The following is a 26,152-nucleotide window of genomic DNA, read 5'->3' as shown; positions in this document are numbered from 1 at the left end:
GAAATTCGGGAAAATCGCTAGCCGGAGTCCGCACGTTGTGCCAACGAAGCGCCGCTCCGCCTGGCGCGAAAGGACTCCTCCACGGTGTACTCGACCCGGCGCATGGCGACGCGGAGGATGGGTGGTGCCATCAGCGAGGTGACGATGGCCACCAGCACCACTATGGTGTACGTCTCGGTACTGAGGACGCCCAGGCGCAGCCCGACCATGGCGATGACGATTTCGACCACGCCCCGGGCGTTCATGCCGGCTCCGAGAGCTAGTGACTCCCATTTGTTGAGACGGCTGGCCAACCCTCCGACGAACGCGCCCGCGAACTTGCCGACCACCGCCACCGTCAGCACGACCAGTCCGGTCAACAGTACGACCGGCCGGCCCAGCGCGGTCAGGTCGACGCGCAGCCCCGCAGTGGCGAAGAAGAGCGGCGCGAAGAAGGCCAGCACGATCGCGTTCAACGGCGCGAGCGCGGCGCGGGCCACCCCGCCGCTGCTACCCACCAGGACCCCGCCGACGAAGGCCCCGAAGACCGCCTCCATGCCCAACGCCTGGGTGCCCGCGCCGCAGGCCAACATGACTATCGTCGCGACGGTCACCACGCCGGTCGACCCGCCCGTACGCTCGGCCAGGCGCAGCGCGAGACGGACCAGTGGCCGACCCACGCTGGCCGCCGCCAGGACGATCGCCAGCAGTGTGAGTACCGACACCACGATCGTTCCGACGTGCAGGGCGGTGGCTGCCATCGCCGCGACGATCGACAGCATCAGCCAACCGAATGCGTCGTCCACCATGCCGGTGACCAGGATCAGCTGACCGATGTTGCGATGCAGCAGCCGCAGGTCGGTGAGCGTCTTCGCGATTACCGGCAGCGCACTGAGGCACATCGCGACGCCCAGGAAGAGCGCGAAGACGACCCGGTCGGTACCACCGGGTATCAACGAGGCCGGCAGCAGCAGCCCGGTGGCCACGCCCAGCCCGAGCGGCAGCAGCAGCCCGGCCGTGGCCACCCGCAGCACGGTCGTGCCCCGCCGACGTAACAGCAGGAAGTCGACCTCGATCCCCGTCACCCCGACCAGCAGCAGGACCCCGATCTGGCCGACCGCGTCGAGCAGGTGGAACTGGTCAGCCTGTTTGGGCAACAGCCACGCCGCCAGACCCGGCGCGAGATGGTCCAGCAGGGTCGGCCCGAGTAGCAGGCCGGCCGAGAGTTCCCCGACCACCGCCGGCATGCCGAGCCGGCTGGCCAGCCGGCCGAGCACGAAGGCCACCGCCAGCAGGGCAGCCACCTGCAACAGGAACAGCAACAGCTGCGGTGCCGGAAGCAGCGGGACCGGTGCGTGAGCCACGCGGCCGCTCATCCTTCCGCAGCGAGGGTGAGGGCGATGGTTCGCGTGTCGTCCTCAGCCGGCCAGCGTCCGTACCTGCGACGCCAGTACAGCAACGGCCCGAGCGCGTCGTCGTGCACGTTGCCGTCCACGGCAGCGCCGATGACGATCGTGTGGTCGCCGGCGTCGATCACACCCACCACCTCGCACTGGGCGTGCGCGATGCTGTCGGCCACCAGCAGCGGGAGCCCTCCCCGCCGGCTGGGCTCCCACACCGCCGACGCGAACCGGTCAGCTGTGCTCGATGCGAACAGCGACGAGGTGTTCTCCCGGCTGTCCCGCAGGAAGTTGACTATGAACTGGCCGCGGTCCACCAGTGCGCTCAGGACCCGGCTGTTCCTGTTCAGGCACACCAGCAGAAGCGGTGGGTCCAGTGACACGCTGCACGTCGCGCTGCAGGTGACACCGAGTGGTGCGCCGCCAGTGCCGAGGGTGGTCACCACCGTGACGCCGGACGGGAACGCGCCCATCACCGACCGGAACGTGGTCCCGTCGACACAGGCCCCGGCCACCTCCGGAGGCACCCGCACGTCCTGTCGACCACGCATGTCACACCGCCTTGCGGGCGATCACGACATGGTCGCGGGTGATCGTGTCCGCGCGGAACACCCGCTCCACCTCGAAGCCGGCCTCGCGCAGGTGTCCCTCGCAGTCCGAGACCGAGTACGCGGAGTTGTCGTCACGGATCATGGCGCTGTTGAGGCGTTGCAGCAGCGTCTCCAGGTCGTCCCCACTTGGATCGATCATGACGTCGTAGACGGCGATCCGCCCTCCGGGCGAGACGGCCTGGTAGGCGTTGCGCAGCAGCCGCATCCGCTTGTCCGCCGGCCAGTCGGCCAGTACGTGGCCCAGGATGAGCACATCCGAGGCGGGCAGCGGGTCGACGAAGAAGTCGCCGCCAGCGAAGCGCACCCGGTCGGTCGTGCCCAGCTCCCGCATCCGCTCGTCGAAGAGCGGGCGCAGCGCGGGCAGGTCGACGACCACGCCGCGTAGATGCGGGTGTGCGCGGGCGATGCGCGCCGCCACGTTGCCGCGGGCGCCGCCCACGTCGGTGAACGTCGTGTATCCGGACCAGTCGAGCTGCCGAGCCAGTTCGTCGGCCGTGAACCCGTTGTGCGCATCCATGTGCGTCATGACCTGCCGGGCCTTGTCGAGGTCCCGGTAGTAGTCCAGATAAGCGGCCGCGCCCTGCGCCGCCACCGCTGACTTGGCATGGCCGTCCCTCAGCGCCTCGGTCAGCCGACCCCATGCGTGGTAGTGGAGCCTCGCGTGCTGGGCGCAGGTGCCGCCCAGGTATGTCGGTTGCCCGGTCACCAGGAACTCGGCCGCGAGTTCGCTGTTGCGGTACTCCGCTCCGTCGCGCTCCAGCAACTCCAGTCCGACGAGCGCGTCGAGGAAGTCGTGGGTCAACCGGTGCTGGACCGCCAGCTTCTCCTGGATCGTCTCCACCGTGGCCGGGCCGTCGGCGAGCAGGTCGAACACGCCGAGTTCGACCGCGCTCTGCAGGGCCTTCGTCCGGAAGTACGCCGTGTTGAGCCCGATGACGGCCCGTGCCCGGGCCACCGAACTGCTGGGAGCTGCGCCAAGAGTCATCGCCTGTCCTCACTCACGATCGGTTCTGCCGGAGCGCACCGTCACACCGGTCGGTCGTGCCGGCATCGAGCGGGGACCGAGTCGGCCGACCGTCCAACGCGGGTCAAGGGCGAATCGAGCTCGACAGGACAGCCTTGGCCGGTTGGCGACGGCGGAGGGAGACGGGGTGCTGCGGAAGAGTGAAGAAGGACCGGGGGGTGCTCGGCGGGTGGTGGTGACCGGGATCGGCGTAGTGGCACCGGGTGGCATCGGAACGAAGCAGTACTGGGACCTGTTGACCGCCGGGCGCACTGCCACCAGGACCATCACGGCGTTCGACGCCAGCCAGTTCCGTTCCCGGGTGGCCGCCGAGTGTGACTTCAACCCCGTGGAGGCCGGGTTGAGCCAGCGGCAGATCCGCCGGTGGGATCGGACTACACAGTTCGCGTACGTGGCGGCCCGGGAGGCACTCGTCGACAGCGGGGTCCTCGGCGAGCTGAACCCGGTGCGCACCGGGGTGATGGTGGGCACCGCCTGCGGGATGACCATCAGCCTGGACCACGAGTACGCGGTCGTCAGCGACGAGGGTCGCACCTGGCAGGTCGACGAGGCACACGCGATGCCGTACCTGTACGACTACTTCGTGCCCTCGTCGATGGCGGCGGAGATCGCGTGGCTGGTCGAGGCGGAGGGACCGGTGGGCATTGTTTCCACCGGGTGCACGTCCGGCATCGACGTGCTCAGCCACGCCGTGGACCTGATCCGGGACGGCGAGGCGGAGGTGATGGTCGCCGGAGCCGCGGATGCCGCCATCTCGCCGATCACTGTCGCGTGCTTCGACGCGATCAAGGCGACCACTCCGCGCAACGACGAGCCGGGCACGGCCTCGCGGCCGTTCGACCGGACCCGCAACGGCTTCGCGCTGGGCGAGGGTGCGGCCATCTTCGTGCTGGAGGAGTTCGGTCATGCCCACCGCCGAGGCGCGCACGTGTACGCAGAGGTCGCCGGATACGCCTCCCGCTGCAACGCCTTCTCCATGACCGGACTTCGCCCGGACGGCGTGGAACTGGCTGCGGCCATCACTAGTGCGTTGGACCAGGCACGCGTCGACCGGTCGGAGATCGACTACATCAACGCGCACGGCTCCGCGACCAAGCAGAACGACCTGCACGAGACCGGCGCGTACAAGCGCAGCCTGGGAGAACACGCCTACACGACGCCGATCAGCTCGATCAAGTCGATGATCGGCCACTCCCTGGGAGCGATCTGCTCACTGGAGGTCGCGGCCTCCGTGCTGGCTATCGAGCATTCGGTCATCCCGCCGACGGCGAACCTCCGGGAACGCGACCCGGAGTGCGACCTGGACTACGTGCCCCTCGTGGCCCGCGAGCAGCGCACCGACGTGGTGCTGAGCGTGGCAAGCGGCTTCGGTGGCTTCCAGAGCGCGATCGTCCTCGCCCGGCCTGGACGGTGGGCGGCATGACCGCGCCCGGGATCGTCGGGACCCCGTGGGGCCGGGCGACCGGCACGGCAGTGGTCACCGGCCTCGGCGTGGTCGCCCCCAATGGCCTGGGCGTGGCGGAGTACTGGGCGGCAACGTTGCGCGGCGAATCCGGCATCGAGCGCATCACCAGGTTCGACCCGACGTGCTACTCGGCACAGCTCGCCGGCGAGGTCACCGTTGACGCGGCCGGCCACCTGCCCGGCCGGCTGCTACCGCAGACCGACCGGATGACCCAGCTCGCGCTGATCGCGGCCGAGGAAGCGCTGGCCGATGCCGGTGCCGACCCGCGACGGATGGCCGACTACGCGACCGGGGTGGTCACCGCCGCCTCCGCTGGTGGCTTCGAGTTCGGGCAGCGGGAACTTGAGGCGCTGTGGAGCAGAGGCGGCGCTTACGTGAGCGCGTACCAGTCCTTCGCCTGGTTCTATCCGGTCAACACCGGGCAGATATCCATCCGGCACGCCATGCGGGGGCCGGGCAGCACCGTGGTCGCCGAGCAGGCAGGTGGCCTGGATGCGGTCGCCAAGGCTCGTCGGCACGTACGCGACGGCACGCCGCTCATGCTCGCCGGTGGGGTGGACGGCTCGTTGTGCCCGTGGGCCTGGGTCTGCATGATCCGCTCGGGCCGGGTCAGCAGTAGCACCGATCCGGGCCGGGCGTACCTGCCGTTCGACCTCGACGCCGCCGGCCACGTGCCGGGCGAGGGCGGGGCCCTGCTCGTCATGGAGAGTCCCCGCGAGGCCCGGCGGCGCGGAGTGGACCGGATCTACGGCGTGGTCGCCGGTCACGCCGCCACCTTCGACCCGCAACCCGGGTCGGGTCGCGAGCCTGGCCTGCGGCGGGCCATCGAGCTGGCCCTGATCGACGCACGACTGCCCGCACCGGAGGTGGACGTGGTCTTCGCCGACGCCGCCGGGGTCGCGGTCCTGGACCGGCTGGAGGTCGACGCACTCACCGCTGTCTTCGGACCGCGGCGGGTACCCGTGACGGCACCCAAGACCATGACCGGCCGACTGCTGGCCGGCGGGGCCCCGTTGGATCTGGCTGCGGCGCTGCTGGCCATGCGCGACTCGGTGATCCCGCCGACCGTCCACATCGAGCGTCCCGCCTTCACCGAGGCCATCGACCTGGTCGGCGCCGAGCCCCGGGAAGCCTCACTGACCAACGCGCTCGTCATCGCCCGAGGGCAGGGCGGCTTCAACTCGGCGATGGTGCTCCGCCGCTCCGGGTAGCCGCCGGTGGCGCGGTATCCAGCTTCCGCAACGCGGCACACCAGGTGTCCCACGACCCGCTCGCGCCCCGGGGCAGCAACGGAACCACGGTGCTGCGCCCGGCGCGGACGGCGGGATGCCGGCGGGCGAGCATCGACAACCCCTGGCCGGGTCCCGCCTCGACCAAGGTGTAGTCACCGTGGGCCAGAAGCGCGTCCAGCGCCGGCCAGAACAACACGGGGGCGGCCAACTGCCCGGCCCAGAACTCCGGTCTCCCGGCCTGCTCGCGATCCACCACCTGGCCGGTACGGGTGGACCAGATCGGCACTGTGGGGGAGCCGAGCGGCATCGTCTCGAAGACGGCCGAGAAGGCCCTCGCCTGGTCGGCAACTGCCGGAGAGTGGAAGGGCTGCCGGGCGCGCACCCGCCGACTGGGCCACCCCGCCGCCAGCAGTTCATGCTCCACTGCGGACAGTCGCGGCTCCGGCCCGGCCAGCACGGTCTGCCGTGGGGCGTTCCGTGCGCCGATCACCACGCTGTCCGGATCGTCGTCGGTGCCCACGTACGGGGCGAGTTCCGCAGGTGTCGCGCCGACGGCGAGCAGGCCACCGGACGGTGCCGTGGCCATCACCGCCGAACGCGCCAGCATGACGGCGGCCGCGCCGGGCAGGTCCACCACGTCGGCAAGGGCAGCTGCGGCCAGTTCGCCCACGCTGTGCCCCAGCAGCGCCACGGGCTGCCGCCCACCGGCGCGCAAGGCGCTGCCGAGGGCATACCCGACCGCGAACAGCAAGGGTTGTGCCGTCGCGGCGTCGTCGAACAGGACGGCCGGCCGGTCGGCGAGCCAGTTCCCGCGCAACCGTTGCCCGGGGCCGCCCATGAGCGCGAAGAACTCGTCCATGACTGCGCTGAAGACGGGCTCGCGGCCGTACAGCTCCACGGCCATGCCCGGGTGTTGGGCGCCCTGGCCCGGCAGCAGCAGGGCGATCGGACGGCCCGTTGTCTCGTACGCCATCGGTTCTGCACTCCCCTCCGCGTCGTTCGCCGCGTGGCAGGCAGCGTCGCGTGCCCACCTGGAGCGCCGGTCGAGCGGGCACGGCCTCCAGCGGCGTTCCGGCCGCAGTCGAGCCCGGCCCGGCAGGCTGCCCACATACACCGGAACGCGGGAGGAAGAGGAGCCGATGAGCCCTTCTAGCTACGACGTGCTCGTGGTGGGTGCCGGCCCGGTCGGCCTGACCGCCGCCCACGAGCTGGCGCGGCGCGGCGTGGCGGTGCGGGTGGTGGACAGGGCCTCCGGCCCGGCCACCACGAGCCGGGCGACCGCCACCCACGCCCGCACGCTGGAGACGTACTACCAGATGGGGCTCGTCGATGAGTTCCTGCGTCGCGGCCAGCGGGTCGAGCACTTCACCATGCATCAACGAGGACGGCGGCTGATCCGTCTCGACACCGACTACTCCAGCGTGCCGACCCGATTCCCCTTCACGCTCCAGGTGGACCAGGTGATCACCGAGGAGATTCTCCGCAACGCCCTGCACGACCTGGGCGTCGTGGTGGAGTGGGGCGTCGGCCTGACTGAGCTGGACCAGACCGACGACATGGTGACGGCCACCCTGGAGCATGTCGGCGGCGGGACCGAGCACGTCAAGGTGGGGTGGTTGGTCGGCGCGGACGGCGGCCACAGCTTGGTCCGCCAGCGCCTCGGGTTCGAGTTGCTCGGCGAGTCCTCGGAGACCTGGTTGATCGCCGACGCGGTCCTCGACGCCGACCTGCCGCGCGACAGCCTGCACTGGATGCACACCGGAAACGGCACAATCATGCTGGTGCCGTTTCCGGCGCCGGGCAAGTGGCGGTTGTTGGACACGGTGGACGTCGGTGGCGCCGAGGACCCCGATGCGGTCGCCGACCGGTTCGCCCGGAAGATCACGAAGGCGCTCGGCATCCCGGTCCGCGTCTCCACCCCCACCTGGGTCTCCGTGTTCACGATTCAGCAGCGGATGATCCGGCAGATGCGCTCCGGGCGCTGCTTCGTCGCCGGCGACGCGGCTCACGTGCACAGCCCGGCGTCCGGGCAGGGCATGAACACCGGCATCCAGGATGCGTACAACCTCGGCTGGAAGCTGGCCGAGGTGGTGCGCGGCCACGCGGATGACGCACTGCTCGACAGCTATCCCGCCGAGCGGGTGCCGGTCGGTGCCACGCTGCTCGGCACGACCAAGACCGCCACCGCGCTCGTGGCGCTGCGCAATGCCGCCGCGCCCGTCACGCTGCCGATCGGGCTGGGCCTCCTCAACCTGGCCACGCCACTCAAGCGCCGCGTCGAGCGCAAGATCATGGAGGGCATGTCCGGCCTGGCGTTGCACTACTGCGCCAGCCCGCTGAGCCAGCCGGTGAGCGCGGCCGACGGCATCGAGCCGGGATATCGGGTCGCCTGCTCCGTCGAGACCGAGTCGGTCAGCGTCGGGTGGCGGGAGATGTGCGCCGAGCTGACCGATCCGCGGTGGACGCTACTCGCCACCGCCACCGCCACCGTCGAGTCGGACCGGCTCGCCGCCGTGTTGGCGGACGTGGAGCGTGACTTCGGCCGGTCCGTCTCGGTGCGAACGGTGGTCGACACCGTCGACACCGGCACCTACCCGCGCCCGCTCGGCGACCCGGGCGGCACCCTGCGCCGCCAACTCGGCCTCGGGACCGGGGAGTACGCCTTGATCCGACCTGACGGCTACCTGGCGGGCAAGGGCCGGATCGCGGGGAGTGACGAGCTGACGGCGCGGCTCCGCCGGTTCACCCTCGTCCCGCACGAGCCCACGCCGACCCGCTGAACCGGCCGAGGAGAACAGCCATGCGCATCATCGACCTGTCCACCCCCGTCGACGCCGCAGTCTGGGAGCCGAACCCGATCGACCACACGGTGCTCTCGCCCGCCGAGGGTGCCGTGCACATGGCAGAGGGGATGCGGGAGAACTACGGACTCGACTTCGACCCCGCGGCGCTGCCGGGCGGCGAACTGCTGTCGCTGGACACCCTGCGGCTGACCACCCACACGGGCACCCATGTGGACGCACCCTCGCACTACGGCTCCACGGCCGAGTACGGAAAGCCCCGACACATCGACCAGATGCCACTGGACTGGTTCTTCCGGCCCGGCCTGGTGCTGGACATCTCCGACGCGCCGGTCGGCACGGTGGGCGCGGACCGGATACGGCAGGCGTTCGAACAGGCCGGTCGCGCTCCACAACCGATGGACATGGTGCTGCTGCACACCGGTGCGAACGCCCTCGCCGGTACGCCCCGGTACTTCACCGACTTCGTCGGCCTCGACGGCCCGGCCACCGACCTCCTGCTCGACCTGGGCGTGCGGGTCATCGGCACCGACGCGTTCAGCCTGGACGCGCCGTTCGGGCACATGATCCGGGAGTACCAGAAGAACTCGGACCCGAGCGTGCTCTGGCCGGCCCACTTCGCCGGTCGCCGCCGCGAGTACTGCCAGATCGAGCGGCTGAACAACCTGGACGCGCTACTCGACACGCCGAGCTTCACGGTGTGCTGCTTCCCGGTGAAGATCGCAAATGCGGGTGCCGGGTGGGCTCGCGCGGTGGCACTGGTCGCGCAGCAGTGACCCGGGGGCCGGCTGACCCGCCGGGTCAGCCGGCCCCCTCGCCGTCGTACACCCACTGGGTGCTGTGCGCGGCGGCACCGAAGCACGGGTCCGCCAGCACCCCACGGAGGTATGCGGCGGTGGTGTGCACGCCGAACCCGTCGACCCGCAACTCCGCCAGAGCCAGGCGCATCCGCGTGATCGCCTGTTCCCGGTCGGGCGCCCAGACCAGGAGCTTGGCCAGCAGCGAGTCGTAGCTGGCCGGCACCCGGTAGCCCGGAAAGGCGTGAGTGTCGACCCGGACGAACGGGCCCGACGGCGGGGTGAACTCGGTGAGTAGACCGGGGGTCGGTATGAAGTCACGGGCCGGGTCCTCGGCGTTGATCCGGCACTGGATCGCCACCCCCCGGGGGCGTACGTCCTCCTGCCGCAGGTCCAACGGCGCGCCCGCCGCCACCCGGAGCTGCTCCCGCACCAGGTCGACCCCGGCCACCAGCTCGGTCACCCCGTGCTCGACCTGGAGGCGGCAGTTCACCTCCATGAAGTAGAACTGACCTGTGGAGTCCACCAGGAACTCGAAGGTGCCCACCCCGGCGTACCCGGCTGCCCGCGCGCCACGGATCGCCGCCTCGGCGATTCGGCCGGTGAGTTCTGTGGGCAGGCCGGGCGCCGGGCTCTCCTCGATGAGCTTCTGGTGCCGCCGCTGCACCGAGCAGTCGCGTTCGCCGAGATGCACGTAGTTCCCGTGCTGGTCGGCGAGCAACTGGATCTCGACGTGCCGTGGCGCGGCGAGGTACCGCTCCAGGTACACCCGACCGTCGCCGAACAGTTGCCGAGCGGTCGCTGTCGTCTCCCGGTACGCCTTCGTCAGCTCGTCCGGGCCCTGTACTACCCGCATGCCCCGGCCGCCACCGCCCGCCGCGGCCTTGATGATCAACGGATACCCCACTGTGTCGGCCGCCCGCACGGCGTCTGCCTCGTCCCGCACCGGGTCCAGCACGCCAGGTAACAGCGGCAGCCCGGCAGCGGCCATCGCGGCCCGTGCGCTCGTCTTGTCGCCGAGCTGACGCAGCGCGGCGACCGGTGGTCCGATGAAGGTGAGGCCGCTGGCAGCGCACGCCTCGGCGAAGTCGGCATCCTCGGAGAGGAACCCGTACCCGGGATGCACCGCCTCGGCTCCGGTCATCAACGCGGCCTCGATGATCGCGGCGGCATTGAGGTAGCTCGCGCGGGGTGCGGCCGGCCCGATCACGACCGTCCGGTCGGCGAGCCGGGTGACGGCCGACCCACGGTCGGCCTCCGAGCACACCGCCACCACACGCACGCCGAGTTCCCGGCACGCGCGGGCGACCCGGACCGCGATCTCACCGCGGTTGGCCACCAACACCGTCTTGAACATGTCGATGCTCACCACGGCTTCAGCTCGAACAGCGGCTGGTTGTACTCCACCGGGTCGCCGTCCGTGCGCAGCACCTTGCCGATCCGACCGGCGGTGGCGGCCTCCACGGGGATCATCAGCTTCATCGCCTCCACGATGCCCACCTGCTGACCTGCCACGACCAGGCTGTGGGTGCGGACGAAGGGCTCCGCGCCGGGCGAGGGTGCCAGGTAGAAGGTGCCGACTGCAGGCGCGGTGATGTAGTCGGCGGTTGCCGAGCTGTCCTCGTCCACCGGTTCGGGCGGGGTATCGGCAGTGTCGTCGACCGCCGGTCCCGGCACAGCCCAGGTCATCTCGATCCACACCTCACCGACGTGCACGACGAGTGTCGTCGGCGGCGGCCCGCCGAGGCGCAGCAGCCGGTCGACGGTATGGGTGGCCTGCCGCAGCGCTGACGGGGTACCGGTGTCGTCGTGGCGGTCCGTGCTCCATTCGGGCGTTGCGGACTTCGGCTCGGTGAGTGCGTGACCATTCGGCATCGATCGGGAGTCGTTCACTGGCCCTTCTCCATTTCACTACTGTCCGGGCTGCCGTCCGGGCTGGACGATGACGACCCGCTGAACGCCTCGAACCGGCGGAAGCGGTGCCGGCGGCGCTCCTCGGACGACAGGTCGCCCAGCTCCGCCAGCGTCGCGGTCAGTGCAACGTGCATCAGCTCCGCGGCAGCCGCATGGTCTGTCTGCGCGCCTTCACCGGGCTCCGGTATCACGCCGTCCACCACGCCGAGTCGCAGCAGGTCCCGGGCGCCCACCCGCAGCGCGGCGGCGGCTCGGGGGGCTTCCGCCGCGTTGTTCCAGAGAATGGCCGCGCACCCCTCCGGGCTGATCACCGAGTACACGGCGTTGGCGAGCATCAGCACCCGGTCGGCCACGGCGAGGGCGAGCGCACCACCGCTACCGCCCTCACCGGTGATGACCGCGACCACCGGCACCGGGAGTTCGGCCAGCACCCGGAGGTTGTCGGCAATGGCCAGGGCCTGCCCGTGCACCTCGGCCTCGATCCCGGCGTGTGCGCCGGGTGTGTCGATGAGCGTGATGACCGGTACGTCGAGCTTCGCCGCCAGACGCATCAGGCGGGCCGCCTTGCGGTAGCCGGCCGGCGACGCCATGCCGAACTGACGCGCGGACAGTTCGGCTGCCGTGTGCCCTTTCTGGGTGCCGATCAGCACCACGGTGCGTCCCGCGAGACGCGCCAGCCCGGCGATGATCGCGGGACAGTCCTTGGCCAGCCGGTCGCCGTGCAGCTCCAGGAAGTCGGTGAACACCCGTGCGGCGTAGTCCGCGGTGGTCGGGCGCATGATGTCCCGGGCACGGCGCACCGACCGCCACGGGTCCTCCTGAGGGAGAACGTCCGGGGCGGTCACCATGCCGGCGTTGTCCGGGCCGGTCCGCCGCGCCGAGGTCTCCGGTGCGGTCAGCGTCAGCAGCCGGGCGAGGATGGCCCGTTGTTCCCCGCGCGGACAGACCAGATCGAGGTGTCCCTGCGCGCGCAGCGCCTCGGCGGTCTGAAAGCCGGTCGGCAGCGGCCGGCCGAGCAGTTGCTCGATCACCCGGGGACCGGCGAAGCCGAGCCGGGCACCGGGTTCGGCGAGGATGACATCGGCGAGGGTGGCATAGGAGGCCGCGACCCCGCCGAACGTCGGGTCGGTGACCAGTGAGATGGTGAGGACGCCGGCCGCGTCCAGGCGCGTGAGCGCCTGGGTCGTCCGGACCATCTGCATCAGGGAGAGCACGCCCTCCTGCATCCGGGCGCCGCCGGACGCGGTCACCATGAGCAGCGGAACCCGGCGGGTCAGGGCGATCTCGGCAGCCCGGGCGAGCAGGTCGCCGACGGCCACCCCCATGCTGCCACCCAGGAATCGGAAGTCCGCTACCGCGGCCACCAGCGGCCGGCCCTGGATGGCACCGGTGGCGAGCACCATCGCCTCGCGCATTCCGGTGCTGCGCCGGGCCCGCTCCCGGCGTCGGGGGTACGGCTCGGTGTCGCTGAACTCCAGGGGATCGGTGTCCGTCGACGGCGGGTGCACCAGCTGGACCGAATCGGGATCGAACAGCGCGGCGATCCGCTGGGCGGCGGTGATCTGCAGATGATGTCCGCAGTCAGGGCACACCCAGAGCAGGCGCATGAGCCTGTTGCCGAGTTGTACCGTCCGGCAGCCCGGACAGAGCGTCCAGGACACCCCCTCGGTCGACCGGTTCGCGCTCACCGCTGTACTGGTCATCGCACGTCCTTCCGCTTCGATGCCAGGAGCCGCCATCGTGCGGGGCGCGCCTCGAAGGCGCATCAAGCCGCAGTGGAAACGGCCGGCCGCCGGGGTTTCCGGCCTCTCCACCGTGGCTCGAAGGCCACTCGACGGATTCGGCGCAGCGTCATGGCCGTTGAATCGGGCGGTTCAGGGCGTGCCGGCGGACATCGTCGGCGCCGCAGCCGCGGACCAGAAGGGTGACGGCATGGCGGAGTTCAGCATCGAGACGCTGCTTCAACTGCTCAAGGAGAGTGCCGGTGAGGAGGAGGGCGTCGATCTCAGCGGCGACATCATGGACAGCGACTTCGAGCTTCTCGGCTACGACTCGCTGGCGATGTTCAACACCGTGAGCCGCATTGAACGGGAGAACGGCATCCAGCTGCCCGACTCGGTGGTGGCGGACGCCCGCACACCACGCGCGCTGCTCAACGAGATCAACACGAGGCTTCGGTCGAACGCGTAGCGACGGGAGGGATGACGGTGTGCGGAATCGTCGGCTGGGCGGATTTCCAGCGTGACTTGTCCGGCTCGCGAACGGTGGTCCAGACGATGACCGACACGATGTGCTGCCGCGGGCCGGACGCGGAGGGGGTGTGGCTCGGTCGGCGGGCCGCGCTCGGGCATCGTCGCCTCGCGGTTGTCGACCTGGCTGGTAGCGCGCAGCCGATGGCCGTCGAGCTCGACGGCCGGACGGCCGCCGTGTTGACCTTCTGTGGGGAGCTGTACAACTTTGTCGAGCTCCGCCGCGAGCTGGAGGGGTACGGGCACCGGTTCCGTACTCGCGGCGACACCGAAGTCGTGCTGCGGGCGTACCTGCAATGGGGCGCGGACATGGCGACCCGGTTCAACGGGATGTTCGCACTCGGAGTCTGGGACGAACGGAGCCAGGAGTTGCTCCTGGTGCGGGATCGCATGGGCGTCAAGCCTCTGTACTACTATCCCACCCCCGGCGGGGTGCTGTTCGGTTCGGAACCCAAGGCCATCCTCGCCAACCCGCTCGCGTCGGCCCGGGTCGGTGTCGACGGGATGTGCGAGATCTTCGACATGATCAAGACGCCGGAGCATGCGGTGTACGCCGGGATGTCGGAGGTGCGGCCGGGCCACTTGGTCCGTGTTCGGCACACCGGGATCACCCGCCACCGGTACTGGGCCCTGGAGGCGCACCCGCACGGTGACGACCTGCGCTCCACCGTGGGCCAGGTGCGGGATTTGCTGGCCGACACGGTCGCCCGGCAACTGGTAGCCGACGTGCCGGTCGGCACACTGCTCTCCGGCGGTCTGGACTCCTCGGCGGTCACGGCGCTGGCCGCTGGCACGCTGCTCCGCGCCGGAGCCGGTCCCGTACAGTCGTTCGCCGTCGACTTTGTCGATGCGGACGAGCACTTCGCTCCGGATGCGGTGCGTGGCGACCCGGACGCGCCGTTCGCGCGGGAACTCGCCCGGCACGTCACCGCGGACCATACGGAGGTCCGGCTCGACAGCGGGCAACTCACCGACCCGGCGGTGCGCGCTCGGGTCCTGGCCGCCACTGATCTGCCGCCGGCCTTCTGGGGCGACATGTGGCCCTCGCTGTACCTGCTGTTCCGTGCCGTCCGGGACCGGTGCACCGTGGCGCTGTCCGGTGAGGCGGCCGATGAACTGTTCGGGGGGTACCGCTGGTTCCACAACCCGGGAGCGGTCGGCGCTTCGACGTTTCCTTGGCTGACCTCAGGGTCGGCCCGGTACTTCGGTGGGCTGTCACTGCTCGACGAGGGCCTGATCGCGAAGCTCGACATCCCCGCCTACCGGGCGATGCGCTATCGGGAAGCCCTGGCCGAGGTGCCGGTGCTGCCTGGTGAGTCCGCCGCCGAGAGGCGGATGCGCGAGGTGTCCTATCTCAACCTGACCCGGTTCGTGCAGACCCTGCTGGATCGCAAGGACCGGATGAGCATGGCCGTCGGCATGGAGGTACGAGTCCCGTTCTGCGACCACCGGCTGGTGTCGTACGTGTTCAATGTGCCGTTTTCGATGAAGACCCTCGACGGTCGGGCGAAGGGCCTGCTGCGGGCCGCGACAAGCGACCTCCTGCCGCGCTCCGTGCTGGATCGGGTGAAGACCCCCTATCCGGCCACCCTCGACCCGCAATACGAGATCGCACTGCGCGCCGAACTGGCGCGTGTGGTGGCCGACCGCGACGCCCCGGTACTGCCGTTGCTCGACCGTGAGCGAGTGCGGCGCCTACTCGACCGCCCGCTACGGGGCCCGAGCCGGCCGTACGACCGTGGCGGTCTCGAGATGGCTCTCTGGCTCAACGAGTGGATCACCCGTTACGACGTTGCCCTCGACTTCTGAACGGCCGCTGGCACCGCCGAGATCTGAACGTCGTCGGGAATCGGCTTCGATGACCCTCTGCCGAAGTAGTGGTTGACGGCGCCGGTGCCCCATGGAGCACCGGCGGTGCCGAGTCCGTACTGCCACCGTCACGCAGCCGGCCCCAACGGCGGACGCCGGCCCGTTGGGGCGCGAATTCGACACGCTACCGCAATTCGTCCGTGTCGATCAGGGAAACACGTGCCCATGGGCTGCGGTTATGGCATCCGATGTGTCACGCTGCGTGGCGTGTATCACTCGGCGAAACGTGTCGGGCGCCCCTATTGATTCGATGCTGCGTCGAACCGTGCCCATTTCCGTCGAGGTGACGCGCCGCCACGGCCGTAGCCGACCCGATTCGGCGGGTCACCATTCAGCGCGGGTGGGCCGACGGGAGATAAAGGTAATATGGTCGTCTTCCTCCCTGCGGTGCCGGCTTAAAACCGGCCTTCCGCCATGAAGCCTGACGAATAGTTCAATCCTTCCAATATGTGTCAGATTTTTCACACCAGCATGAATGCCCGACGCCGCGCCCCGAGTATTTGATCATGTCGAATTAGAATTCCTGAACCCCGTGCCATCCCCGAATGGGCGGTCCGCGGAAGTGTTCGAGTTGCACGGTTGATCGGGGATGGGTGAATGCTACACTCTGCGCAGTGACGGTTACGAATGGTTGAACTAAGCGGACAGGCGCAACGTGGCGCGGCGCTGATGCGCGCCCATAGGGTTCTGCATCGTATTCGGTGTGCTGTGGGCCAGTTGGCCGCCGTGCGTCCCGGTAATGGCAGTCATGCGTCGAAAGGAAGGCAGGAAGAGTCGTTTGACGAGCAGTACCGTACTCGCGGGACGCACGGGGACGGGTGACTCCGGTACGAGTTCCGCCGGGCGGTTGTCCGCCGACCACCGCCGAGCAGCGCGAGCAGCCCGCTCCATCCCGTGCAATGGCATCACCCTCTCCTGGTGCCCGCACCCGGCGCGCTCCCGGTCGCACCCGTTGGCCTGGCGCACGGGCCCGGCGACAATCACCGACAAGCCACTTGCGGAGACAACGCCCGACCGGGCCACGGAACCCTGCCCGGTCGGCGGTGCCGCGTGCGGCACCCCCGCCGCTGCCACTGCTGCCCACACGAAACCGAGCGTTCTCACTTCCTGCCCAAACACGGGGGGTCTCGCATGACCGTTGGCGTGATGTCAAGAATTCGCGTGCTTGTGGTGGAGTCCCACCCACTGTTGCGTGGTGGCCTCGAGGCGGTGCTGAGTGCCAATGACGACATGACCGTCACTGCCGCCGTGTGCGGGATCGAGCAGGCGCTTCACGTCATCCCGCACAGCCCACCGGACGTCGTGGTGTTCGGCATAGACGAGCGCGGACACGAGGTGAACGGCTCACTGGCCCGGCTCCTCGCCGTGGGCGTCGGCCAGCGCGTCGTCATCCTGGGTCAGGGTGACCGTCCGGGTCATGCAGAGTCGTTGCTTCAGCAGGGCGTGCGCGCCTACCTACCGAAGGACGTCTCCCGCGACCATCTGACCTCGGTAATCCGCGAGATATGCCGGGAGGGCGAGCGCGTGTTCATCTCCGCGTCCCCGTCCGCACTCCCGTCCCTCACCCGCAGCGGCGGTACGGTGCTCTCCAAGCGGGAACGCGAGGTGATTCTCCTGGTGGCGGACGCGATGAGCAACGCGCAGATCGCCCGCAAGCTGTCGATCACCAAGGGCACCGTCAAGCGCCATCTGCACAACATTTTCGCCAAGCTCAACGCGGTGTCGCGCATCGACGCCGTGAACAAGGCCCGGGCCGTCATGATGATCGCCACCACCATACGCCTGGATTCCTGACCCGGCAGCGGCGCGTCGACCCAGCCGAAGAGTGCCGCTCGAACTCACCTCGACCGGCCGGCCCCAGGATGCGGGGCATGAAGGCACTCGTGCCAGCTCGTGGAGCCGGCAGCAGTTCAGCGTCGCGGGGTGGGCACTTCCTCGAAACCGGGCAGCGTCGACGACAGCCAGATCGACCCGCCTGCCGCCGTCGGGCCCGCCGGGCAGGCGCGCATCGCCGTCGTACGGGCTCGACTCTCCTCTCCGGCCGCGTCATCCGGGGTGCCCGGCGCTGACCGGCGAGACAACCAACGGCTGGTTGCGTGTGCGCATTGCAGCGAAACTCGATTCAGGACTGGAGTGCATCGTGATCAAAGCTCTTCCCGAGTTCCCGTGGTCGGCGCTCGCGCCGCTGCGCGACCGCGCGGCACGGCACCCGGACGGCATCGTCAACCTCGCCCTGGGCACGCCCGTCGACCCGGCCCCGGAGATCGTCCAGCAGGCCCTGTGCTCGGCCGCTGACGCGCCGAGTCACCCGGCGACCGAAGGCACCCCGGCCCTGCGAGAGGCCGCCGCGGCCTACCTGAGCCGGCGCTTCGGCGTCGCCGCAGAGGCCGGGGCGGTTCTGCCGTCGGTCGGCACCAAGGAACTGATCGCGTGGTTGCCCACCGTGTTGAGCGTCGGTCCGGGCGACCTCGTCGCCTATCCGGAGCTCTCGTTTCCTACCTACGACGTCAGCGCGCGGCTGGCCGGCGCCACACCGGTGCCGGTGAATCTGGACCATGGCCTGCCCGAGCCGGCGCCCCGGGTCCTCTGGCTCAACACCCCGTCCAACCCCGACGGTAGGGTGCTGTCCGCCGACCGGATGCGCGAGATCGTGTCCTGGTGCCGGGAGCGTGGCGTGCTGGTCGTCAACGACGAGTGCTACCTCGAGTACGGCTGGGAGCAGGAACCGATCTCCATCCTGCACCCCGAGGTCTGCGGCGACTCACACACCGGCGTGCTCGCGGTGCACACCTTGTCCAAGCGCTCGAACCTCGCCGGATACCGGGCCGGGTTCATCACCGGGGATCCCCGTGTCGTGCAGGAGATGCTCGAGGTACGCCGGCATGCCGGACTCATCCTCCCCACTCCGATCGCCGCGGCGATGACCGCTGCGCTGGCCGACGACACACACGTCGAACTGCAGCGGGAACGCTACGCACGCCGCCGGGCCCAGTTGCGCCCCGCGTTGGAGGCACGAGGCCTGCGGGTGGACCACTCCGACTCCGGGCTGTACCTGTGGGTCACCAGGGACGAACCGTGCTGGGACACCGCCGCGTTCCTCGCCGACGAGGGCATCCTCGGCGCACCGGGGTCGATCTACGGCCGGCCCGGCGAGAACCACGTCCGACTGGCCGTGACCGCGACCGACGAGCGCATCGCCTCGGCTGTGGCCCGGCTCGCCCGCTGAGAACGGCCCGGAAGTCCGGCGTTCCCCACCCATGCCTGGAGGGCAGATGACCACACGACGCCTGTTCACCTCGGAATCGGTCACCGAGGGGCACCCAGACAAGATGGCCGACCAGATCAGCGACGGCATCCTCGACGCGATGCTGGCCCAGGACCGCGACAGCCGGGTCGCGCTGGAGACGCTGCTGACCACCGGCCTGGTTCACGTCGCCGGCGAGGTCACCACGACGGCACGGGTCGACATCCCGGCCATCGTGCGGAAGACGGTGCGCGACATCGGGTACGACTCGTCGGCGAAGGGGTTCGACGGCGACTCGTGTGCGGTTACCGTGTCGGTCGGAGCGCAGTCTCCGGACATCGCCCAGGGCGTCGCCTCCGCGGCCGAGCACCGCGACGGCGAACGGGACGCCCGCGACCGGCAGGGGGCCGGTGACCAGGGGCTGATGTTCGGCTTCGCCTGTCGCGAGACGCCCGAACTCATGCCGCTGCCCATCGCGCTGGCACACCGGTTGGCCTGGCGCCTCTCGACGGTCCGCAAGAACGGTGCGGTGCCGTACCTGCGTCCGGACGGTAAGACCCAGGTGACCGTCGAGTACGAAGGTGGCCGGCCGGTGCGGCTCGACACCGTGGTGGTCTCATCCCAGCACGCCCCGACGGTCTCGCTCGACGCGATGCTGATGCCCGATCTGCGTACCCATGTGGTCGAGCCCGAGCTGGCCGGTCTGGAGCTGGACACGTCCGGCTACCGGCTGCTGGTGAACCCCACCGGGCGCTTTGAGATCGGCGGTCCGATGGGCGACGCCGGACTGACCGGCCGAAAGATCATCGTGGACAGCTACGGCGGGTCCGCCCGGCACGGAGGCGGAGCGTTCTCCGGCAAGGACCCCTCGAAGGTCGACCGCTCGGGCGCCTACGCGATGCGTTGGGTCGCCAAGAACGTGGTCGCGGCCGGCCTGGCCGATCGGTGCGAGGTGCAGGTGGCGTACGCCATCGGCAGGGCCCGTCCGGTCGGCCTGTTCGTCGAGACCTTCGGTACCGAGGCGGTACCGGCCGAGCGCATCGTCGTCGCCATCTACAAGGTCTTCGATCTGCGGCCGGCCGCCATCATCGAGGATCTCGGCCTGTTGCGTCCGATCTACCGGCAGACGGCCGCCTACGGGCACTTCGGCAGGGAATTGCCGGATCTGAGCTGGGAACGCACCGACCGGATCGCCGAGTTGAAGGCCGCCGTCAACGCCTGACGCACCCGAAGGAGCCATGCATGACGATCGTGACGAGGTTGGCGGAGCGGGAGGACAACCAGCTGCCCGCGCGGTTCGCCCGCTCCCGGCGGAGCATCACCACCAGCGCCATGATGCGGACTGAGGACTTCGACACCTGGTTCGCCGCCCGCGGCCGGGCCCACCGGTTCACCGTCGAGCGGGTGCCCCTGCGAAACCTCATGGGCTGGTCGCTCGAGCCTGGTAGCGGCAACATCGGCCACCACAGCGGACGGTTCTTCCGGGTGGAGGGACTGCACGTCACCATCGGCGCCCGGGAGTGGCAGCAGCCGATCATCGTGCAGCCCGAGGTGGGGATCCTCGGCATCCTGGCCAAGGAGTTCGACGGCGTCCTGCACTTTCTGATGCAGGCCAAGATGGAGCCGGGCAATCCTCGGCTGCTCCAGCTCTCACCCACCGTGCAGGCCACCCATAGCAACTACACGGGTGTGCACCAGGGCGCCGACGTGAAGTACCTCGACTACTTCATCGATCCGGGTCAGGGCCGCGTCCTCGCCGACGTGCTTCAGTCGGAGCACGGCTCGTGGTTCCTGTGCAAGTCGAACCGGAACATGATCGTGGAGACCACCGACGACCTACCGCCGGACGACGACTTCTGCTGGCTCACGCTGGGGCAGCTCGGCACGCTGCTGCACCGGGACCACATCGTGAACATGGACGCACGTAGCGTGCTGGCCTGCGCTCCGATGGCCCCGGTGGAGGCCGGCGCGGTGCACTCTGACACGGACCTGCTGTCCTGGTTCACCACGGAACGGGCCCGGCACGACGTGCGGGTCAGGCGCATCCCGCTTGCCGACGTACGCGACTGGGTGTTCACCGACGACGACATCCACCACGTCGCCAATCGGTACTTCCGGGTCACCGGAGTGGCCGTCCATGCCGGTAACCGCGAGGTCACCTCGTGGATGCAACCGCTGTTCGAACCGATCGGCGTGGGTCTGTGCGCGTTCCTGGTCCACCGCTTCGGCAGGGTGCCGCACTTCCTGGTCCATGCCCGCGCCGAGGGCGGCTTCCTGGACACGGTCGAGCTGGGACCGACGGTGCAGTGCACTCCGGAGAACTACGCCCATCTGCCGGAGCATGAGCGCCCGCCCTTTCTCGATCTGGTACGGCACGCGGGAGCGGACCGCATCCGGTACGCCGCCGCGCATTCCGAGGAGGGCGGCCGTTTCCTCAACGCCACGAGCCGCTTCCTGCTCGTGGAGGCCAGCGAGGCGGAGGCGACCGCTGAACCCCCACCCGGGTTCGCGTGGGTGACTCCCGGCCAGCTCAACTCGCTGAGCCGGCACGGGCACTACCTCAACGTGCAGGCCCGCACCCTGCTTGCCGTCGCCGGCCTGTGGAGCGGGCGGCTGTAAGACGGCGCTACTCGGTGTTCCGGGCGAACGCGTCGACGCAGCGCCGCAGCGCGGTGTGCAACGGCACCCGAGGGCGCCAACCGGTGGCAGCCCGGAATCGCGATGAGTCGATCACGACACTGTGCATGTCGGTGGCCGTAGCGACGGTGGGCGGCGGTACGCAGACGACCGGCACCGGTGGCCGTCCCAGGCGGGCGGCGACCAGATCAGCGATGGTCCGCAAGACGTCGCCCAGGGGCACGCCGCGTCCCGTGCCGAGCAGCCAGTGCTGTCCCGCGAGCAGATCCGCGTGGTCGAGTCCGGCGAGGAAGGCGTCCGCCGCGTCGTGCACATACAGCAGGTCACGCTGAACCGTGCCGTCGTTCCACAGGGTCAGTTCCTCGCCCGCGAAGGCCTTTCGGACCATGGTCGAGACCACGCCGCGGCCGGTGAGCCGTCCGCGCGGGCTGTCACCGTACACCGTGGGTAGCCGTAACGACACGCCGCGGACCAGTCCGGCGGTGGTGGCATCCTTGAGTAGCTGCTCGGCGGCGTGCTTCTGGCTGTCGTATGCGGTCGTGGGCCGGTCCGGCTCCCCACCGTCGATAGGCATCCGCTCGGGCAGCCCGGCCTGCGAGGTGGAACCGGCGAACACGACCGCGGGTGGCCCAGCCATTCCGCGACCTGCCCGCAGCAGCTCGACGACGTCACACATCACCCCGACGTTCACCCGTTCGCTGGCCGGATCGCCGGCGGCGGCACGCCAGCCGGCGGTGTGCATCAGCAGGTGGACCAGCGCGTCCGCGCCGGCCACAGCGCCTTCGAGTTCCCGGCGATCCGTGAGGTCGGCGGACCGCACCTCGATCTCGGCCACGGCATGGGTCGGGACCGACTGGGGCCGACGTCCGATGGTTCGTAGCCGGATCGGCCGCCGCGCGAGGGCCTCGACGACCGCCGCACCCACGAAGCCCGAGCCACCCAGCACCACGACCAGTGGCCGGTCCGCACCGGCGTTCACCGCGACACCGGGTCGGCGCGGTACAGGGCCTGCCAGTAGTAGCTCCACGACACGGCACGATGCTGAGCCACACACTGCCACCGCGCGGCCGGCCGGTACGCGGACACGAAGGCCGCTACCTGCTCGTGTACCGCGTCGCTGTCGTGGATGTCGATGATGTCGCGCAGCAGCCCGCTGTTCAGCGCCAACTGCACCACGTCGGCTCCCTGCGAGTGTCCGTCCAGCGTCTCGTCGAGGTACTTGCCGACCGGGTTGTTGACATAGAAGTGACCGCACGTCGAGTCGATCAGTTCGAGGTAGTCCCGTACCGTGCCGGGGTCCATCTCGGCGAACGAGTCGATGTTCAGGCACAGGTCGAAGCGGTCGCCGCGCACCTGCTCGTCCACGTCGTCGATGCCCACGAAGTGGATCTTCGCGAACTGCTCCGGTGTCAGCACGGCCTCCAGGTACCGGCGGGACAGCGCCAGCGTGTTGGACAGGTCGACGATCGTGTACCCGGCGACCTCGTGGTTGGAGAGCATGGTGTGGCAGGTCCGGCCGTAGCCGGCGCCGATCTCCACCACCCGGGCACCGTCGAGAGGCAGCTGAGCCGACATGAACTCCACCTCGTGCACGGCCTGGAGATAGTCGAGGCAGACCGACTCGCCGTTGCAGCGCACCGAATAGGGGGTGCCGACCTCGCGGTTGCGGGTGCGGCGCAGCCGCTCCCGGTTGGCGGGAGTCAGCTGCATCCCCAGCGCGAAGGTGAGCGCCTTCAGGTAGCGCACGCCGTTGGGCTCAGGGTTCCACAGCGCCAGCTTGAAATTGACCGCGTTCGACTTGAAGCCGGCGAGATCCGCCGCGGCCTCCTCGGTGATGTGCGCCTCGTTGATGTGCTGCCACTGCGCACTCGGGCCGTACCGCCGGGGGGTCAGCTTAGCCTGCTCTGTCACGCAACTTCCTCCATCGGGTGGGGGTTTCGCACGGCACCCACGAGTACGTCGTGCTGAAGTTGCCGCAGTGCGCGCGACGGCTCGATGCCGAGTTTCTGGTCCAGCATTCGTTGCAACTGGCGGTAGGTGTCCAGGGCGTCAGCCCGTCGGCCCTCCTGGCTCAGGGAGATCATCAGCTGCTCATGAATCCACTCGTCGAAGGGGTGCTCCAACGCGGCGAACCGCAGCTCGGGGATGAGTTCGCGATGCCGGCCGAGTCTCAGGTCGGCCAGGATGCGGGTCCGGACCGCCCGGGTGTGCGCCTCCTCCAGTTGCCGGATGTGCGGCGTCAGCACCGGGCCTGCGGTGATGTCGGCGAGGACCGGGCCGCGCCACAGCATGAGCGCCTCGCGCAGAAGACGGGCCGCCCGTTCCGGGTCACCCGCGGCGTAGGCCGCCACACCGTCCGCGCTCGACCGCTCGAAGGCGAACGCGTCGATCTCCGATTCGTGGCACCGCAACCGGTACCCCGGGGGGCGTGTCTCGATGAACTCACCACAGCCCGGTTGGTCGGTATACCGGTGGTAGTTCTTCCGCAACTGGTAGATGTAGGTCTGGGCCGTGGTGACCGCGCTGCGCGGAGGATTCTCCCCCCATAACTCGTGGATGATGCAACCCCGATCAACTACCTGATTGGCTCGCAGTAGCAGCAGGGCAAGCGTCCAGCGCACCCGTGCCGCGCTGGGCGTGCTCGGCGTGCCGTCCATCGAACTTTCGAGTGGACCGAGTACCCGGAATTTCATGAACCGTTTCTAACAGCCGGCGGTGCGGGGCCGATAGAGCTCATTGCCCCATGGAGAATGCCGTGTGTATCCGGGTGGACATCCGTTTGCACTCCCGGTGACAGTGGCCCTCAACCCCGCCCCGCCGATCTTTCACCCCCGTTTGAGTACGTGGGTCAGGTATTCCTTGCGGTGCAGTGGGTTGCCGTCGGTGCGTCGTCGGGTCGGCGGGGTGCCGGTGGTGCGGCGGTGGCCGCTCAGCGCGGAGACGAAGACGCCTTCGCCGTGGGACAGGCCCGGTAGCTGCCGCTCGATGTCGTGGACGTTGCTCGCGGGGATCGTGCCGTGCAGGCGGCTGACCGGGCCGTGGGTGTCGCAGTGGTCCACGATCGCCCGCGCGGCGGTCAGCCGGGACATGACCGCGCGGACCGTGTCGTCGGGCACCTCCACCTCGAACTGGTTGACCGGCTCGTGCACCGTGGTCCGCGCCGTGCTCAGCGCCGCCATCAGCACCAGCGGGGTGAGCTTGCGGAAGTCGCCGGCCGAGGTGACCGGGCTGAAGTACGCGGTGTCGGTCAACGTGACCACGCAGTCGACGACCTCCCAGCCGTACAGCCCCTGCTGCAACGTCTGCCGGACGGTCTCCTCGATCGCCTTGTGGAAGGAGGCGGGCAGCCCACCGGGCTCGACCTCGATCCGGTACCGCACTCCGCTGCCGGCGGGACCCGGCGCGATCCGCAGGCCGACGGTGGCGGCGAACTCGTTCTGCCAGATCACCTCCAGCCCGTGGCCGACGCCCACCACCTTCTCGACGTACACCGTCGTGGTCTCCTCGAAGACCACCTCGATGCCGTACCGGTCCAGGAGCAGGCCCTTGATGACCTCGCGTTGCACCTCGCCGTAGAGGGCCACCGAGATCGTCCGGTCCGCCTCGTGGCGACGTACGTTGATCAGCGGGTCCTCCTCGGCCAGCCGTTGCAGGCGCTGGTAGAACTCGGCGTTCTGCGCGGGCTGGGCGGCCCGGACGACGGTCTCCAGGCTGGGCGGCGCGAAGAAACCACCGGATGGCAGCCCCTCGGGCGAGCCGAGCTGGTCGCCGACCTGCACGTGTGCCAGCCCGTACACCTTGGCGATGTCGCCGGGCTCGGCGGCCGTCTCGTGGGTGGTGGTGCCCTGCGCGAAGACCCGCACCGACGTCACCTTGCCGTTTCCCCCGATCACCTCGCCGGTGCGGCCACGGCGGTAGGTGTCGACCGGTTCCCGGGCCGTGAGCCGGCCGGAGTGCACCCGCGCGTAGGCGACCTTCTCGCCGCCGGGTGCCCAGTCGATCTTGAAGACGCTCGCCCGCAACCGCGCCGCCGGGTCGCCGGCCGCCGGTGGAAGGAACTCCCGGATGGCCTGGAGCAGTTCACCCACGCCCTCGCCGGTGATGGCCGAGCCGAAGTACACCGGCACCACCCGCGCCTGCCGCACCTGGCGGGTCAACTCGGCGCGATAGTCGCCCTCGGTGAGGTGCGTCGTGTCGTCGAGGTAGGACTCAAGGAACGCGTCGCTCTCCTCGGCCAACAGTTCGGCCACCGAGGCGGCCCGCCCGCCTGCGGCCAGCGGCAGGGGCAGTGACCGTGCCTCGGCGGTGCCGGGACCGGTCACCGTGCTCATCGCGAGCGGGCGGGGGGTCAGTTTCTGCCCGATGCTGTCCAGCAACTCCTGGTAGCGGGCACCGACGCGGTCGATCTTGTTGGCGAAGACGAGGACGGGAATCCGCAGGCGGGTCAGCGTCCGCATGAGGATCCGGGTCTGGGCCTGCACCCCCTCGACGGCCGACACCACGAGGATCGCGCCGTCGAGCACCCGCAGCGCCCGCTCCACCTCGGCAATGAAATCGGGGTGCCCGGGTGTGTCGATCAGATTGACCGGAAGATCGTCGATGCTGAAGGACACCACGGCGGACCGGATGGTGATCCCGCGACGCCGCTCCATCTCCATGGAGTCGGTCTGGGTGCTACCGGCGTCGACGCTTCCGACCTGGTCGATGACACCGGTGTGATGAAGAAGCCGCTCGGTCAGGCTCGTTTTTCCCGCATCAACATGCGCAACGATCCCGATATTGAGGGAGCCCATTGATGAACGCCACCCTGGGGTAGATAGCCGACATGACCGTCCCGTCTGGTGCTCCGGACTGTCGGCGCATCTCATTCTCCTTACCGAGAACAGGCTGAACAACTATCTACCCGACCCGCAGCCTACCACCAAGGCCA

General features: G+C 69.6%; 21 protein-coding genes. 10 read left to right on the top strand and 11 right to left on the bottom strand.

Annotated elements, in window-relative coordinates; translation table 11 throughout:
• Nucleotides 1-17 precede the first annotated feature (17 nt).
• From GA0070216_RS22955 to GA0070216_RS22945, 3 genes are read right to left on the bottom strand one after another with little or no spacing between them, the layout of a single operon-like run.
• Nucleotides 18-1,343: a cation:proton antiporter gene (locus tag GA0070216_RS22955; RefSeq protein ID WP_218108261.1), complete on the bottom strand. Its 1,326-nt coding sequence runs from the start codon at nucleotides 1,341-1,343 to the stop codon at nucleotides 18-20.
• Between the two features lie 8 nt (nucleotides 1,344-1,351).
• Entirely contained in the window at nucleotides 1,352-1,930 is a 579-nt protein-coding gene (locus tag GA0070216_RS22950) for a flavin reductase family protein (RefSeq protein ID WP_091249983.1), read from the bottom strand.
• A gap of 1 nt (nucleotide 1,931) precedes the next feature.
• Nucleotides 1,932-2,975: a methyltransferase gene (locus GA0070216_RS22945; protein WP_091249981.1), complete on the bottom strand. Its 1,044-nt coding sequence runs from the start codon at nucleotides 2,973-2,975 to the stop codon at nucleotides 1,932-1,934.
• A 166-nt stretch (nucleotides 2,976-3,141) separates the two neighbouring features.
• On the opposite strand from GA0070216_RS22945, the gene GA0070216_RS22940 reads away from it, so the two are divergent.
• Nucleotides 3,142-4,437 carry a beta-ketoacyl-[acyl-carrier-protein] synthase family protein gene (locus tag GA0070216_RS22940; protein WP_281190457.1) on the top strand — a complete coding sequence of 432 codons (1,296 nt, stop codon included), beginning with the start codon at nucleotides 3,142-3,144 and terminating at the stop codon, nucleotides 4,435-4,437.
• Nucleotides 4,434-5,690 (top strand): ketosynthase chain-length factor, encoded by a 1,257-nt coding sequence (locus GA0070216_RS22935; protein WP_091250258.1) that lies wholly within the window; start codon nucleotides 4,434-4,436, stop codon nucleotides 5,688-5,690. The genes GA0070216_RS22940 and GA0070216_RS22935 overlap by 4 nt, the downstream gene beginning before the upstream one ends.
• On the opposite strand, the gene GA0070216_RS22930 is transcribed toward GA0070216_RS22935, so the two are convergent.
• Nucleotides 5,656-6,684 carry an acyltransferase domain-containing protein gene (locus GA0070216_RS22930; RefSeq protein ID WP_091249975.1) on the bottom strand — a complete coding sequence of 343 codons (1,029 nt, stop codon included), beginning with the start codon at nucleotides 6,682-6,684 and terminating at the stop codon, nucleotides 5,656-5,658. The genes GA0070216_RS22935 and GA0070216_RS22930 overlap by 35 nt on opposite strands.
• A gap of 166 nt (nucleotides 6,685-6,850) precedes the next feature.
• Between GA0070216_RS22930 and GA0070216_RS22925 the strand changes: the two genes are divergently transcribed.
• Both GA0070216_RS22925 and GA0070216_RS22920 read left to right on the top strand, forming a co-directional pair.
• A complete protein-coding gene (locus GA0070216_RS22925) occupies nucleotides 6,851-8,491 on the top strand; it encodes an FAD-dependent oxidoreductase (RefSeq protein ID WP_091249972.1) in 1,641 nt (546 codons plus the stop codon).
• Between the two features lie 20 nt (nucleotides 8,492-8,511).
• Nucleotides 8,512-9,288 carry a cyclase family protein gene (locus GA0070216_RS22920; protein ID WP_091249969.1) on the top strand — a complete coding sequence of 259 codons (777 nt, stop codon included), beginning with the start codon at nucleotides 8,512-8,514 and terminating at the stop codon, nucleotides 9,286-9,288.
• Between the two features lie 25 nt (nucleotides 9,289-9,313).
• Here GA0070216_RS22920 and GA0070216_RS22915 read toward each other — a convergent pair whose 3' ends face one another.
• Genes GA0070216_RS22915 through accA form a run of 3 tightly spaced genes read right to left on the bottom strand, consistent with a single transcriptional unit; the run spans nucleotide 9,314 to nucleotide 12,926 of the window.
• Complete coding sequence (locus GA0070216_RS22915) at nucleotides 9,314-10,666, bottom strand: acetyl-CoA carboxylase biotin carboxylase subunit (protein WP_091250255.1); 1,353 nt, start codon at nucleotides 10,664-10,666, stop codon at nucleotides 9,314-9,316.
• A gap of 8 nt (nucleotides 10,667-10,674) precedes the next feature.
• Entirely contained in the window at nucleotides 10,675-11,202 is a 528-nt protein-coding gene (locus tag GA0070216_RS22910; protein ID WP_245722654.1) for an acetyl-CoA carboxylase biotin carboxyl carrier protein, read from the bottom strand.
• On the bottom strand, nucleotides 11,199-12,926 hold the full coding sequence (gene accA / locus GA0070216_RS22905; RefSeq protein WP_091249967.1) for an acetyl-CoA carboxylase carboxyltransferase subunit alpha/beta: 1,728 nt from the start codon (nucleotides 12,924-12,926) through the stop codon (nucleotides 11,199-11,201). The genes GA0070216_RS22910 and accA overlap by 4 nt, the downstream gene beginning before the upstream one ends.
• 229 nt (nucleotides 12,927-13,155) lie before the next feature.
• Between accA and GA0070216_RS22900 the strand changes: the two genes are divergently transcribed.
• From GA0070216_RS22900 to GA0070216_RS22875, 6 genes are all read left to right on the top strand, one after another.
• A complete protein-coding gene (locus tag GA0070216_RS22900) occupies nucleotides 13,156-13,413 on the top strand; it encodes an acyl carrier protein (RefSeq protein WP_091250249.1) in 258 nt (85 codons plus the stop codon).
• A gap of 11 nt (nucleotides 13,414-13,424) precedes the next feature.
• Nucleotides 13,425-15,281, top strand: a complete 1,857-nt coding sequence (gene asnB, locus GA0070216_RS22895) for an asparagine synthase (glutamine-hydrolyzing) (protein ID WP_245722653.1) — start codon at nucleotides 13,425-13,427, stop codon at nucleotides 15,279-15,281.
• 1,191 nt (nucleotides 15,282-16,472) lie between these two features.
• Nucleotides 16,473-17,135 carry a LuxR C-terminal-related transcriptional regulator gene (locus GA0070216_RS22890; RefSeq protein ID WP_091249964.1) on the top strand — a complete coding sequence of 221 codons (663 nt, stop codon included), beginning with the start codon at nucleotides 16,473-16,475 and terminating at the stop codon, nucleotides 17,133-17,135.
• A gap of 31 nt (nucleotides 17,136-17,166) precedes the next feature.
• On the top strand, nucleotides 17,167-18,567 hold the full coding sequence (gene dapC / locus GA0070216_RS22885; protein ID WP_281190456.1) for a succinyldiaminopimelate transaminase: 1,401 nt from the start codon (nucleotides 17,167-17,169) through the stop codon (nucleotides 18,565-18,567).
• Nucleotides 18,568-18,613: 46 nt separating this feature from the next.
• Complete coding sequence (gene metK / locus GA0070216_RS22880; protein ID WP_141723161.1) at nucleotides 18,614-19,807, top strand: methionine adenosyltransferase; 1,194 nt, start codon at nucleotides 18,614-18,616, stop codon at nucleotides 19,805-19,807.
• 20 nt (nucleotides 19,808-19,827) lie between these two features.
• Complete coding sequence (locus tag GA0070216_RS22875) at nucleotides 19,828-21,204, top strand: NDP-hexose 2,3-dehydratase family protein (RefSeq protein ID WP_091249959.1); 1,377 nt, start codon at nucleotides 19,828-19,830, stop codon at nucleotides 21,202-21,204.
• Between the two features lie 7 nt (nucleotides 21,205-21,211).
• On the opposite strand, the gene GA0070216_RS22870 is transcribed toward GA0070216_RS22875, so the two are convergent.
• The 4 genes from GA0070216_RS22870 to GA0070216_RS22855 all read right to left on the bottom strand — a co-directional run bounded on the left by GA0070216_RS22870 (nucleotide 21,212) and on the right by GA0070216_RS22855 (nucleotide 26,015).
• Complete coding sequence (locus GA0070216_RS22870; protein WP_091249955.1) at nucleotides 21,212-22,201, bottom strand: NAD-dependent epimerase/dehydratase family protein; 990 nt, start codon at nucleotides 22,199-22,201, stop codon at nucleotides 21,212-21,214.
• Nucleotides 22,198-23,133, bottom strand: a complete 936-nt coding sequence (locus tag GA0070216_RS22865; protein ID WP_425413184.1) for a putative sugar O-methyltransferase — start codon at nucleotides 23,131-23,133, stop codon at nucleotides 22,198-22,200. Before GA0070216_RS22865 ends, GA0070216_RS22870 begins: the two co-directional genes overlap by 4 nt.
• Nucleotides 23,130-23,915, bottom strand: a complete 786-nt coding sequence (locus GA0070216_RS22860; RefSeq protein ID WP_091249951.1) for an AfsR/SARP family transcriptional regulator — start codon at nucleotides 23,913-23,915, stop codon at nucleotides 23,130-23,132. Before GA0070216_RS22860 ends, GA0070216_RS22865 begins: the two co-directional genes overlap by 4 nt.
• 132 nt (nucleotides 23,916-24,047) lie before the next feature.
• Nucleotides 24,048-26,015: an elongation factor G gene (locus GA0070216_RS22855; RefSeq protein WP_091249948.1), complete on the bottom strand. Its 1,968-nt coding sequence runs from the start codon at nucleotides 26,013-26,015 to the stop codon at nucleotides 24,048-24,050.
• Nucleotides 26,016-26,152 lie beyond the last annotated feature (137 nt).

It is taken from the genome of Micromonospora matsumotoense (assembly GCF_900091525.1).
Taxonomy (GTDB): Bacteria; Actinomycetota; Actinomycetes; order Mycobacteriales; family Micromonosporaceae; genus Micromonospora; species Micromonospora matsumotoensis.
This window is presented reverse-complemented; position numbering and strand designations above follow the sequence as displayed.